Source organism: Parabacteroides sp. ZJ-118, from assembly GCF_011038785.1.
Lineage (GTDB): Bacteria > Bacteroidota > Bacteroidia > Bacteroidales > Tannerellaceae > Parabacteroides.
Map to the genome: position 1 here is coordinate 37,873 of NZ_JAAKDT010000004.1, position 14,443 is coordinate 52,315.

Consider the following 14,443-nt stretch of genomic DNA (forward strand, 5'->3'; position numbering starts at 1 on the left):
TATTTGCACGAATATATTCCAGATTGAATGAAAGCGCGTTTTACTATATCTATTTTATTTTCGCTTATCGTATCCTCCTTGTATTCCTGCAAATCGGCGAAGTTGAGCGATGCCGAGGAGAAGCAGCGTATCGGGGAATACTATGAGGCAGCCGCCATTTATCGTAAGGTTTACACGAAAACATCCCCGAAGAAAAGGGATTTGCGCGGCTATATCGCCTACCGTATGGCCGAATGTAACCGGTTGATCAATAATACGGCGAAAGCGACCAGCGCCTACATGAACGCCATCCGCTATGATTACCCCGATAGCACCGTCTACCTACGCGTGGGACAGATGCTACAGAAAACCGGACGTTATCCGGAGGCGATCAAGAACTACGATATCTATAGACAGAATGATCCCGGCAATTTATTAGCCATCAACGGCATACAAGGATGCGAGTTGGCTCCCGGATGGAAAAAGAACCCTACCCGCTACGAGGTGAGACGCATGGATAAATTCAACTCCCGCCGGGGAGAATTCAGTCCGATGCTGGCCGGAGATAAATACGACCAACTCTACTTCGCCTCTTCCCGCTCGAAAGATAAGGACGCGAAAGTCAGCGCCATCACCGGCCAAAACAACAATAACCTCTTCCTGGTCAAGCAAGACGAGAAAGGGGCTTGGCTGGCTCCCGCGGAGCTCGAGGACGAGGTGAATACGGAATACGACGAGGGGACTCCCTCTTTCTCACCCGATGGAAACACGATGTATTACACCTATTGCGCCCAAGACCCGGAAGGCCCTCGTACCGCCGAGATTTACCGGTCTACCCGAAGCAGCGCCAAATGGGGAAAGGGAACCCGCGCGACGATCGTAAAAGACTCGGTTACCGCCCTTGGCCATCCCTCCATCTCGCCGGACGGCAAATACTTGTATTTCGTATCCGACGCTGTAGGCGGTTTCGGTGGCAAGGATATTTTCCGGGCCCGGGTAGCGGGGAACGATTTCGGCCCGATGGAGAACCTGGGAGAAACGATCAACACCCCGGGAGACGAGATGTTCCCGTATGTCCGGGATTCCGTCACCCTCTATTTCGCGTCCAACGGACATCCGGGAATGGGCGGCCTCGACCTGTTCAAGGCCACGCAAGACAGCACGGGGAAGTGGAATGTCGAGAACCTGGGAGCTCCCATCAATTCCATGGGAGACGATTTCGGTATCACCTTCGCCGGGAAAGAAGAACGGGGCTTCTTCTGCTCCAACCGCAACGACGCGCGGGGCTATGACCATCTATATTCCTTTGAACTGCCCGCGATCACCATTTTCATCGAAGGGATCGTAAACGATGTTGACGAATATCCGATCGAGGAGGCTACCGTACGCATCGTCGGGAAAGATGGGCTGAACGTGAAAGTACCGGTCAAGAAAGACGGCACCTATCGTGTCGAGCTGGAACGGGACATCCGTTATGTCATGATGGCCAGCGCCCGCGGTTACCTCAACCAGAATTACGAATTGCATACCGGCCCCGAGGAGAAAAACGAGACGTATATCGTGGATTTCTTCCTCTCTCCGATCAGCAAGCCGGTTGTTATCGATAACATCTTCTATGATTTCGATAAAGCGACCCTCCGCCCGGAATCCAAGAAGGCTTTGGACGAGATGATCAGGATGCTGAATGATAACCCGAACGTAACGATCGAACTGGGTGCCCACACGGACCGGAAGGGTACGGACCCGTATAACGAGCGATTGGCTCAACGCCGCGCGCAATCGGTCGTGGATTACCTGATAGCGGGAGGTATCGAGGCGGCTCGCCTGGAAGCGAAAGGATATGGAGAAAGCGTTCCCAAGACGATCAACAAGAAGATGGCTAAACAATTCGATTTCTTGAAGGAAGGCGATCTGCTTACCGAGGAGTTCATCCTCGCCCTGCCGCCGGAACAGCAAGAGATCGCCGACCAGATCAACCGCAGAACGGAATTCAAGGTATTGCGGACGAATTATAACCTGTTCTAACGAGAGAGGAGGTCCGGAAGTTCGGATAAATCCCGGGTTACTCCATCAAAGAGAACTTATAGATGCACTCGCTCGAATATTTCTCACCCGGTCGAAGCACTACGCTCGGGAAAGCGGGTTGATTCGGGCTGTCGGGATAGTGCTGGGTCTCTAAGCAAAGAGCGCCGCGATGCGGGTAAACAACCCCCGACTTGCCTTTATCACCGGCTTTCGTCATCGCGTTGCCGGCATAGAATTGAAGACCCGGCTCGTTGGTGTAAACTTCCATAACGATACCGCTCACCGGAGATACCACCCTCGCGGCTACTTTATGGATATCGCCGGCGGCGTTCAAGATCCAGTTATGATCGTAACCACCACCGTAAACCAATTGCGTAAACGGATTGTCGATATCAGCGCCTACCACTACCGGTTCGCGGAGATCCATCGGGGTGCCTTCAACGGGTTCGATACCGGTCGGGATCAAGGTCTCGTCCACCGGGTTATAGGCATCTGCGTCGATCATGATCCTATGATCCGTGATTTGCGAGCCGGGGACACCGGACAGATTGAAATAACTATGGTTTGTCAGGTTCACGACAGTGGTCTTGTCGGTTGTCGCCTCGTACCGGATGTCGACGGCATTGTCGTCCGTCAGCTTATAGACCACCTTGATATCCAAATTACCGGGGAAACCGGCCTCACCGTCTTTCGACAGGTACGTCAGCTCCAAGGTCTGGTCATCGATCTGTTTCGCGTCCCAAACTACCGCATGATATCCTTTCGGACCGCCATGCAAGCAATGGCCATTATTATTCCGCGGAAGTTGATACTCCGTCCCCTCCAGCGTAAACTTACCATTCGCGATACGGTTGCCGTAACGTCCGATCAAGGCGCCATAATTCATGTCCGGGTTCGCCACGTATCGCGCGATATTATCGTAACCCAGCACCACGTCCGTCATCTTGCCGTTCTTATCGGGCACCATCACGGAAACCAGACGTCCGCCCCAATTCGTTACGCAGGCCTCAGCCCCTTTCTGATTCTTCAACACATACAAAGCAGTCGGCTTACCATCTACCTCAGATACAAAATCCGACTTCATCAAACCGGAGAGAGTGGCCTCTTCCGTAGCCGCTCCCTTCTCATTCTTACCTACGCATGACAACAACATACACATTGCCATGACCGCCAAACAAAGTTTTTTCATCGCTTCTCTTTAAAATTAATGTCTGTTATTCTTCGGACAAAGATACGCATTCTATCCACAAGAGATCCAACATCCTTACGCATTTTCGCAGAACTTTCGTACATTCGCGTACTATTGTAATACGTGAGAAATGAAACAATATTTAGATCTGCTCGACAGAGTGCTTACCGGAGGAGTATGGAAAGAAGACCGGACGGGTACGGGAACGATCAGCATATTCGGCCATCAGATGCGATTCAACCTGGAAGAGGGATTCCCGCTGCTCACTACCAAGAAGCTGCATCTGAAGTCTATCATCTATGAGTTGCTATGGTTCTTGCATGGAGATACCAACGTAAACTATTTACAAGATCACGGTGTACGTATCTGGAACGAATGGGCGGACGCGGATGGCAGCCTTGGACATATATACGGTTACCAATGGCGGTCGTGGCCGGATTATAAAGGAGGATCTATCGACCAGATCACCGAGGCCGTGGAGACGATCAAGCATAACCCGGATTCGCGACGGATCATCGTGAGCGCATGGAACGTGGCGGACTTAGACAACATGAACCTGCCTCCTTGCCACGCTTTCTTCCAGTTTTACGTGGCGAACGGACGGTTGAGCCTGCAGTTGTATCAACGCAGCGCGGATATTTTCCTCGGCGTTCCGTTCAACATTGCCTCCTATGCCTTGTTATTACAAATGATGGCACAAGTTACCGGACTTAAAGCGGGCGATTTCGTTCATACGCTGGGAGACGCCCATATCTACAGCAACCATTTGGAGCAAGTCAAGTTACAACTGACACGTGAGCCGCGTGCGTTGCCCCGTATGGAGATCAACCCGGACGTGAAGAGCATCTTCGATTTTAAGTTCGAGGATTTCAATTTGACCGGATACGACCCGCATCCCCACATCAAGGGAGAAGTGGCCGTCTGAGAATTACAAACCATAAATCAATCAGTCTATGAGTACAATTTCTATCATCGCGGCAATCGCGGATAAACGCGCGATCGGAAAGAATCAGCGATTATTATGTCACATGCCTTCAGACATGAAGCGTTTCAAGGAGTTAACCACGGGACATGCGGTAATCATGGGACGTAAGACATTCGAGTCTCTCCCTGTAGCGCCACTGCCCCATCGGAAGAATGTTGTATTGACGACTATGCCCGAAGCCGGTTTCGTAAATTGTTTCGCTTGCGAGTCGATGGGTGCCGCTCTGGATTTATGTGAGAAAGAGGACGAGATATTCATTATTGGTGGCGCGTTGGTCTACAGACAAGCCTTGAGAATAGCCGACAAAATGTACATTACCCGCATCCATCATGAGTTTCCCGACGCGACCTCGTTCTTCCCCGTCGTAAACTGGGACCTTTGGGAAGAGACTGAACGTGAGGAGTATCCCGCGGACGAGAAGAATCCTTATCCTTATACCTACATCACTTACGTGCGTAAAAAATAAACATTAACGTGCGTTTTACAACTTTTTGCTCTTTCTTTGTATCTATAATTGGGAAAGGTTTATTGTAAAACTTTAAAAAAACCAAGCGATATGAAGATGAGAGCAATTGTTTTATCTGCCCTGATACTTTGCGGCATTTCGGCGGTTATTATGTATAGCCGGGCCGCCCGGCCTCAACAAAGAAGTTCTGTTATCACGCAAGCGATAAACGAAAAGAATACCCCGATGGTGATCAAGAATCTTATCCTCAAGATGAAAGAACAGATGGAGATAAACGACGATCGGTTTCCGGAACTGATACGGGACGTGGAGAATTACACCAACAGCCGCGCCGACTCGGCTTCCGTGGCGGTATTGCATTCCATGCTGGCGGAGATGTATCAGCACTACTACCAACGGAACCAGTGGACCATCGACCGAAGAACCCAATTAAGCGGTTATATTCCGGAGGATATGCGGGAATGGACTTCCAACTTATTCACGGATAAGATCAAGGAAGAGATCGATTTATCCTTGCGACCTGCGGCCTTGTTGCAAAATACGCCTGTCAGCAGGTTCAAGGATATCCTGGAGACCGGAAAGGACTCGCAAACCCTGCGTCCGACGCTCTATGAGTTCCTCGCCTTCCGGGCACTGGACATCCAACCGACCGTACAGATCTATAAAGACTTGATCGCCTTCCAAAATAAGGAACCGAATATGAAAGCGGTTCTCCTTACGGAATTGGACTACCTACGGTTTCTTTACGGGGATAAAAGGGATAAAGCCTCTTTCGAGGCCTACAGGAACGCGTTGGATGAGCTTTACAGGAGCTTAGCTTCCCAAGACTATGCCGCCGAGATCTTAATCGCCCAATTGGATTTGATTAGCGGCAGTATGTTTCGCCAGGTCTCTACCCAATGGGATTCTATCAAAGCGGAGGAGGTAAAACTATGCGAGGAGGGTATCAAACGGTATTCCGGTTACCCTCGCACGGCTATCCTAAAGAATCGCTTGGCGCAATTGGAACAACCGACTTTATCCGTATCTACGGACAACACGGTTTATCCGGGACAACAATTGGCGATCAAGCTGGAATATAAGAATGTACGGAAAGCCCTCGTGCAAATCTATCGAAGCTCGAAAACACCTTTACAAGCGGCAGCCCACACTTCCGCCCGGAAACCGAGTAGCAACACCTTGGGGCAACTCGTACATGAGAAGACCTTCTCTTTACTACTGCCCGACACCTATTCGCGGCAAGATACGACCCTACATATAGCCATGGACCAACCGGGATTGTATGAATGTGTCGTAACCGTACCCGGACAACAGCTAAAGACGACCCATACGGTTAGCGTAACCCGCTTGGCCGCGATCCATCGCAATCTTCCCGGTAATAAACAGGAGGTCATGGTTACCGACTATCTCAGCGGGAAGCCTATTGATGGCGCGGTCGTTACCTATTACGGCGGTCAGCGTCGCAGCCTGCAGGAACGAGGTAGCGTCAAGACAGACCGGGAAGGCTTGGCCACGCTCCCGGCGGACCGCCAGGTTTTAGCGTTCCAAGCCAGCAGACCGGGAGATACCAACGCGCTGTTGACAACCATCTACCCGACGGGTTCCGGTCACAGACCCGAAAAGAGCCCGGTGGAAGTCTCTGTCTTTACGGATCGCGGGCTTTACCGTCCGGGACAAACCCTTTTCTTCAAAGGTCTCGCCTATGTTAAAGACTCGAACGACCCGCATGCCGTGGCCGGACAGCCTTTCACGGTGACTTTACACGACGCTAACGGGAAAGAGATAGCCCGGAAAAAGGTCACGACCAATGACTTCGGTTCTTTTAACGGCGAGTTCTCCCTCCCCAAACAGACCTTGAGCGGTGTCTTCCGGTTAAGTACCGGACAGATGAGCGTATATGTCAATGTGGAGGAATACAAACGTCCGACTTTCCAAGCGCACTTCCTTCCGATTAAAGGCGATATCGCTTTTGGCGATTCCGTTACCATACAAGGCGAGGCGGCGACATTCTCCGGCGTGTCACTGCCCGGTGGCGATGTCGCTTGGCGTATTACACGCAGGCCCTTCCTGTCGTGGAGGTATTTCCGATCGAGCGCTCCGACACAAGTCGCGGAAGGGAGTACCACCCTTTCCGGCGATGGGACATTCAGCGTATCTTTCCGTCCCCAAAAAGAGGAGAATACGGATCCATACGCTTCCGCATACCAGACCTATGAGGTATCGGCTACCGTGACCGATAGCAAGGGAGAGAGCCAAGAGGCGAATTACACCTTCTCGGTCGGAGAATCCAGTATCGTATTATTCACCAACCTACCGACACAAGTCGAGAAAGACTCGGTAAAAGCCGTGGTCGAAGCCCGGACGATCAATGGGGAGATGATTTCCACCTCCGGTACTTTCAAGATCGTAGAACAGATCGCAAACCGATCCGATAAAAATAGCGGGGAGGGCTATCGGGAGGGCAAGCAAGTCGCTTCCGGTAATTTTACCAGTGGCAAGGAGATCAGTCCGGCTATTTTCAACGCATTGTCCTCCGGACGTTACCGCATTTTGGTAGACGCCAAAGATAGCCAAGGACGGCAGAGTAAGAACCAGTCCGATTTCATCCTGTACGGAAAGAGCGACAAGCGCCCTCCCGTATTTACCCATACTTGGCTGCTGAAAGAGAAGACAACTTGTTTGCCCGGAGAGGACGCGGAGATCGTGTTCGGCACTTCCGACAAGGATGCCTACGTGCTCTATGAATGGTTTGCCGGGAACAACCGTATCCATCATGAGGTGATCAGGCTAAGCGACGCGAACCGTCGGTTTAAGATCCCGTTCAAGCCGGAATATGGAGACGGAATCACCGTATCCTTCACGTTCGTAAAGGCGGGTGAACTATACATTACCCAAGTACCCGTAGCGCTTCAGCTACCCGACCGGCAATTGACCATCAAGCCGATAACCTTCCGGGATCGTTTACTTCCGGGAAGTAAGGAGAATTGGAAATTCCGTATCACCGACGCGGACTCCGCGATCGTATCCGCCGAGGTTCTGGCCGGCATGTACGACGCCTCGCTAGATAAAATCATACCATTCAATTGGTATTTCTCCCCGCGGAGAACGATCCTGCTACAAGCGCCCCGTTTCTCAACCGGAACCGGATTCCAGCGTAGTTATCAATATGACCAGACGGAGGCTAGGTATATAAAGGTACCTCAATATCAATATGACCGTTTGAACTGGTTCGGTCTATTCAATACGATGCGCGGGCGGAGATACGGCCAGTCATCCATGGCAGGAGGTATCCTGATGAAATCGGCGATGGCTACACAGGCGAACATGGCTGTGGAGGTAGCGGAAGATCGCGCAATCGCAGAGGGCAGTACTTTGGAGGAGGAGACTGTAGAGTCTACAGAGACTTTATTCAGCCGATCCGATCTTTTCGCCAAGGGGAGCAGCCTGCCGATAAGTCCGGAGCAAATCCGGCAGAACTTCGCGGAAACCGCCTTCTTCTACCCGACCTTACAAACGAACGAGGCAGGAGACCTGTTCGTAAATTTCACCCTGCCGGAAAGTAATACGACATGGAAACTACAGCTGTTGGCCAACACCCAAGACCTGAAATACGGCCTGCTTACGAAAGAGATTATTAGTAGCAAACCCTTGATGGTTCTACCGAATCTGCCTCGCTTCGTCCGTCAAGGGGATGCGGTCAGCATCAGCACGCAAGTCATCAACAATTCCAAGGAAGCGGTATCCGGCCGTATACGTATCGAGCTATTTGATCCGGATACTGACCAGCCGATTATCTGCTTGAGCAAGTCACAACGCCCGTTTGAGTTGCAACCGGATAGCATCGCCGCCGTGAGCTGGTTGATCCCGGTTCCCCAACAGATCAGTCTGCTGGGCGTACGTATCCTGGCCGACTCTGAAAAGGGAAGCGACGGGGAGCAACAGATCGTACCGGTCCTTTCCAATCAATTGCTTATCACGGAAAGCACCCCGTTCTATCTGATCCAAGAGGGAGAGAAATCATTCCGTATCTCCGGGAACTCAGAGGGTAAAACACCGTTCCGTCTCACACTGGAGATGACCGGAAATCCGATTTGGTACGCGGTACAGGCATTACCGACGATCACACAGCCGAACAATGATAATATCTTGTCTTGGTTTGCCGCTTATTACAGCAATACGTTGGCTTCCTATATCGCCCAAGCCCATCCCCGCATACGGGAGGTGATCAGCCAATGGACCGCTCAAGGAGGGAATGCCTCTACGCTCTATTCAAACCTGGAAAAGAACCAAGCGCTTAAGAACATACTCTTGGAAGAGACGCCTTGGGTACTGGCCGCCGATAACGAGACGGAGCAAAAGCAACGCTTGTCTTTGTTGTTCGACCTGAGCCGTGCGGACGGATTACGGGAAGCGGCCCTGCGACAGTTGATCCAACAACAAAACGAAGAGGGGGGATGGAGCTGGTTCAAAGGTTTCCCCGCAAGCCGTGCGATCACGCTTTCCATCCTGAAAGGTATGTCACAGCTTGTACAACTGAACGCGATCCAATACGGGCAAACGGAGAAAGAGATGCAACTGAAAGCCATCAAGTTCTTGGACAAGTGCATGCAAGCGGATTACGAGAGCTTGCGGAAACACGATAAAAAATGGCAAAACAGAGGCCCCTCGCCGGAGCAGGTAGAGTTCTTATTCGTGCGTAGTTCCTACCGGGATATCCCGGAACTGGGAGATGCCCGGGAAGCGATCCGTTTCTATACGAACCAAGCGGAGAAGCACTGGAATCAATATGCTTTAATCAATAAGGGAGAAATCGCCTTGTTGATGCATCGGAACGGTAAAAAGGAGGTATCGACAGCGATCCTTACATGGCTAAAGAAGACCGCTACGATCTCCGAGGAGAAAGGGATGTATTGGGCAAACAACCGCAGGGGGAACGATTATTTCACCTCACCGGTCGACACGCATTGCTTATTGATGTCCGTCTTCAACGAGATCGCGCCGGATACCCGGAACACAAACCGGATGAAACAATGGTTGCTAAACCGGAAACGCACACAAGACTGGGAATCCGTACCCGCCACGGTAAACGCCATTTATGCCTTGCTACTCACGGGTAGCGATTGGCTGAACACGCGGAATACCTGTGTAGCGACATGGGACGGCAAGACCTATAGCACCGCGGAAGGGGAAATCGCTACCGGTTATCTCAAAACGATACTGCCGGACGAGCCGGCTCATCGCTCCGCTAACCCCGTGCTCTCGATCCGCAAGGAAGGAAACACGCCGGCATGGGGAGCCGTCTACGAGCAATACTTCCAAGACATCCATAAGGTAAAAGGACAAAAAGGGGTGTTGAATGTCGAGAAGAAATTATTCGTCGAGACCCATAACGGTACCAACCGCCAAATCCGTCCGGTGACACCGGAGCAGCCGCTCCGCATCGGAGACAAGGTAATCGTTCGGCTAACAATCCGGACAGACCGTGAAATGGATTACGTATTCTTGAAAGATCTACGCGCGGGCTGCTTCGAGCCGGCCGATCAACTTTCCGGTACGGAATCAAGAGACGGTATCTGGTATTACAGATCCCCGAAAGACGTGTCCGAGAATTTCTTCATCAACCGTCTGCCGGAAGGTACGTTTGTCTTGGAATATCCGGTCTACGTATCCCGTAGTGGCGAATACGCCGGAGGTATCAGTACGATTCAATGCATGTACGCCCCGGAATTCGTGTCGCACACCGCCGGAGAAAGCCTACAGGTAGAGCCTTAAATCTGCCTTTTCTTACGATGGGCATTCTAAGCTTCTTTCAATGCCCATCGTAAGCTTCTCGCTTTTTCCCTAACAAGGAATTGGTTATCGGTAGAGAAACGACCAGAGACTGAGTTGTTAAACACCTTGCATTATCACTTTGTGAATATAAGCAAAAAAGTTCTGAATTTCCAACATTGCGCATTTTTTTCAACCAAAATCACTACTTTTGTGTTATCCATTAAAACTAAACGATAAGATGAAACAAATAGTTTTTATTTTCATGGCGATCCTGTTAGCGACAGGAATGGCCTCGGCTCAGAAAAAAGCAGTTATTTCCGCGGAAACAACCAGTTTTGACTTTGGTACCATCAAGGAAGCGGACGGAAAAGTATCCCATACGTTTGAACTATCCAATACGGGCGATATGCCACTGGTCATTACACGTGTAATCGCGTCTTGCGGATGCACGACCTCGGAATGGCCGAAAGAGCCGATAGCACCGGGCAAGAAAGCCCAGATCAAGGTTACTTTCGATCCGGCAGGACGCCCGGGTCCTTTCACGAAGACCATTTCCATATACAGTAACGGGAAAACCGGAAGCTTCATCCTGAACATCCGGGGAGAGATTGAATAGGAAACACGTAAGAAAATCCCCAATTGGAATGCTGAATATCAAAAAGTTGATCCTTCCGCTTATAGCGACTCTATCTATAACGACAGTCTGGGCACAACAAGGTGCCCAAATCTTGTCGGATGAGTTGACTTATAATTTCGGGACGATAGCCGAGGCCGATGGATTCGCCAGCCATACTTTCACGATACAGAATACGGGAGACGCCCCTTTGGTCATCACCCGTGTTACCGCCTCTTGTGGTTGTACACGGCCGGAATGGACCAAGTCGCCGATCGCTCCCGGTAAGACGGGCGAGGTTAAGGTAACGTATAATCCGAAAGGACGCCCCGGCCCGTTTTATAAAACCGTATCGATATTCAGCAATGGGAAGAAAGGGAGTTACAGCCTAGCCATTAAGGGGAATGTCACTCCGAAACCTTCGCAGCCCATCTTTACGTATCCCTATTCGATCGGTGATCTGAAGCTGCATACGAAGACGGTTCTGTTCAGCAGTATCCGTCCGGAGGAAACGTTGGGCGAGAAGATCAACATCAAGAACGAGGGAAAGGCCTCGGCTACGATTCATCTGGGTAAAGCACCTCACTACCTCAACGTACAGGTGAACCCGGCGACCCTTCAACCGGACGAGGTCGGTGCCATTACGATCCTTATGGACGCCAAGGTCCTGAAGCGGAAGGGACGAGTCTCTACGCTTTTGCCGGTCGTGATACAGAGCGCCGGAAAGAAGGAAGTGTCCGGTGAGATCCGGATCTCCGCCAACGTGATCGATAATTTCAGCAAACTATCCGCGGCGGATAAAGCCCAAGCCCCGATAGCGGAATTATCCGGCACTTTACTGGAATTCGGCAAGCTACCGGACAAGAGAAATATCGTTCCGTTGATCGGTGGCAAGGTATCGAGTACGTTTGAGATTACGAATGCCGGAAAGACTCCGCTCACGATCTATAGCGTCACTTGTGATGATGAGCGTGTCGATTTATCCGGCGGCAAGAAAGATCTTAAGCCGGGAGCGACCGCTACCTTCAAGGTAACCTTGCGACCGAAAGAGATAAAGACAAAACTTGAAGCACTTATTAATGTCGTATGCAACGATCCGAACGGGCCTATTCGCTTGATCAAGGTGACGGCATACAAATAATAGATTGATATGGAACATCCAGAAAACGATGATCAGTACAAGGGATTGAAAGTGAATAAGGGCATCGCGGATGTCCCTATCGTGAATCCTTATATTAAAAAACGCGCCCAGCGCAAGGTATATACGCCTTCTGAATTCGTGGAAGGTATCTTAAAAGGGAATATCACGATACTCAGTCAGGCGGTTACCTTGGTGGAAAGCTCTAAGCATGAGCACCAACAGGTAGCGCAGGAGATTATCGAGAAATGTTTGCCTTTCGCCGGGGAATCGGTCCGTATCGGTATTACGGGCGTTCCCGGAGCGGGAAAGAGTACCTCTATCGACTCTTTCGGCATGCACTTGATCAACCAAGGACGTAAGCTTGCGGTATTGGCGATCGACCCGAGTAGCGAACGCTCGAAAGGCAGTATCCTGGGAGATAAGACCCGTATGGAGGCTTTGTCGAGAGAGAAAAACGCCTTTATCCGCCCCTCTCCATCTGCCGGCTCCTTGGGAGGTGTCGCCCGTAAGACCCGTGAGACCATCGTATTATGCGAGGCCGCCGGTTTCGACACCGTGTTCGTGGAGACCGTGGGTGTCGGGCAGAGCGAGACAGCCGTACATTCTATGGTAGACTTCTTCTTGTTGATCCAACTTGCCGGTACCGGCGATGAATTGCAGGGTATCAAGCGAGGCATCATGGAAATGGCGGACGGCATTATTATCAATAAAGCGGATGGAGACAATATCGATAAGGCGAATCTCGCCGCCGCTCAGTTCAGGAATGCCTTACATCTTTTCCCGCCTTCGGAATCGGGCTGGTTCCCGAAAGTGTTGACTTATTCCGGTTATTATAACCTAGGCATCCAGGAAATATGGGATATGATCGGAAAGTATATGGAGTTCACCCAAAAAAATGGCTACTTCAACTACAAACGTAACGAGCAGGCGAAATACTGGATGTACGAAAGTATCAACGACACGCTGCGGGATAAGTTCTACCACAACCCGGCGGTAGAAGGTATGCTGGAACAAACGGAGAAGCAGGTCTTGAACAACCAGATCAGCTCTTTCGTGGCTGCCAAACGGATGATCGATCTGTTCTTGGATCAGATCGCCGCGAAATAAACGCATGAGAGCGCCGCATGATCCAACCCTAAGCAGACACCCGGATGTATATACGATCGGCTACATCCGGGTTCCTGTCCATATAAAGGGAGGCCTTATTTAGATGGAAGAAACACGGAGCGTGTTCAACAAATCTCGGTTAATAGGCTTATCATTCTTGATCGCTTTGGAGAATGGCACATAGACGATCTGGTCGTTCTGGATACCCATCATCACGTTGCGCTGATCATCCAACAAGGCATCGATAGCGGCTACCCCCATACGCGTCGCCAAGATTCGATCTTGTGCCGTAGGAGAACCACCACGCTGCAAGTGACCTAAAATAGAGACACGTACATCGAACTGCGGATATTCCTTCTTCACACGCTCGGCGACACCCATAGCACCACCGGTCACCTCACTCTCGGCAACTAATACGATACTACTGTTCTTGGACTTACGGAATCCAGTCTCGATCATCTCGGCCAATTGATCTTTCTCCAGGGAGATTTCCGGGATAATAGCGGCTTCGGCACCGGAAGCGATCGCCCCGTTCAACGCCAGGAAACCGGCGTCGCGCCCCATAACCTCCACAAAGAACAAACGATCATGCGAGGTAGCCGTATCACGGATCTTGTCCACGCATTCCATGATCGTGTTCAAGGCCGTATCATAACCGATCGTCGTATCCGTGCCATACAAGTCGTTATCAATCGTACCCGGCAATCCTACGATCGGGAAATTAAACTCCTGCGCGAAAATACGCGCTCCCGTCAACGTTCCGTCTCCACCGATAGCGATCAAAGCATCGATCCCATGCTCTTGCAACTTATCATAGGCCTGTTTACGTCCCTCGGAAGTCTTGAACTCCACGCAACGGGCGGTCTTAAGGATTGTTCCACCGCGTTGAATTATATTACTGACATTTTGTGTCTTGAACTCTTCAATCTCATCTAGGATCAACCCTTTGTAACCGCGGTAAATACCTTTCACTCTCATTCCGTTATAAATAGCGGAACGTGTTACCGCACGAATAGCGGCGTTCATTCCCGGGGCATCACCTCCGGACGTTAAAATACCAACACACTTTACTGTAGACATAGCGTCATTGATTTTAATGTTCTCCGGCAAAAGTAGTAAATATTTAGTTATTCCTCTGTCTTTCTCCCGGAAAGTTCACGTAATCT

Annotated in this window: 9 protein-coding genes; 7 read left to right on the forward strand and 2 right to left on the reverse strand. The window is 50.8% G+C overall.

All coding sequences use genetic code 11. The annotated features are described in order from the left end of the window. The first annotated feature begins 27 nt into the window (after positions 1–27). Positions 28–2,004: an OmpA family protein gene (locus G7Y39_RS02550; RefSeq protein ID WP_165154771.1), complete on the forward strand. Its 1,977-nt coding sequence runs from the start codon at positions 28–30 to the stop codon at positions 2,002–2,004. A gap of 37 nt (positions 2,005–2,041) precedes the next feature. Here the strand turns inward: G7Y39_RS02550 and G7Y39_RS02555 are convergent, their stop codons facing one another. Continuing rightward, a complete protein-coding gene (locus G7Y39_RS02555) occupies positions 2,042–3,193 on the reverse strand; it encodes an aldose epimerase family protein (RefSeq protein WP_165154773.1) in 1,152 nt (383 codons plus the stop codon). A 130-nt stretch (positions 3,194–3,323) separates the two neighbouring features. On the opposite strand from G7Y39_RS02555, the gene G7Y39_RS02560 reads away from it, so the two are divergent. From G7Y39_RS02560 to meaB, 6 genes are all read left to right on the forward strand, one after another. Then, positions 3,324–4,118 (forward strand): thymidylate synthase, encoded by a 795-nt coding sequence (locus G7Y39_RS02560; protein WP_165154775.1) that lies wholly within the window; start codon positions 3,324–3,326, stop codon positions 4,116–4,118. Positions 4,119–4,146: 28 nt separating this feature from the next. Beyond that, positions 4,147–4,644, forward strand: coding sequence for a dihydrofolate reductase (locus G7Y39_RS02565; RefSeq protein ID WP_165154777.1), 498 nt, complete (start codon positions 4,147–4,149; stop codon positions 4,642–4,644). 90 nt (positions 4,645–4,734) lie between these two features. Then, positions 4,735–10,416 (forward strand): alpha-2-macroglobulin, encoded by a 5,682-nt coding sequence (locus G7Y39_RS02570; protein WP_165154779.1) that lies wholly within the window; start codon positions 4,735–4,737, stop codon positions 10,414–10,416. A 238-nt stretch (positions 10,417–10,654) separates the two neighbouring features. Next, a complete protein-coding gene (locus tag G7Y39_RS02575) occupies positions 10,655–11,032 on the forward strand; it encodes a DUF1573 domain-containing protein (protein WP_165154781.1) in 378 nt (125 codons plus the stop codon). Positions 11,033–11,060: 28 nt separating this feature from the next. After that, complete coding sequence (locus G7Y39_RS02580; RefSeq protein WP_165154783.1) at positions 11,061–12,170, forward strand: DUF1573 domain-containing protein; 1,110 nt, start codon at positions 11,061–11,063, stop codon at positions 12,168–12,170. Between the two features lie 9 nt (positions 12,171–12,179). After that, positions 12,180–13,277 (forward strand): methylmalonyl Co-A mutase-associated GTPase MeaB, encoded by a 1,098-nt coding sequence (gene meaB / locus G7Y39_RS02585; protein WP_165154785.1) that lies wholly within the window; start codon positions 12,180–12,182, stop codon positions 13,275–13,277. Between the two features lie 99 nt (positions 13,278–13,376). On the opposite strand, the gene pfkA is transcribed toward meaB, so the two are convergent. After that, positions 13,377–14,357, reverse strand: coding sequence for a 6-phosphofructokinase (gene pfkA, locus G7Y39_RS02590; protein ID WP_165154787.1), 981 nt, complete (start codon positions 14,355–14,357; stop codon positions 13,377–13,379). Positions 14,358–14,443 lie beyond the last annotated feature (86 nt).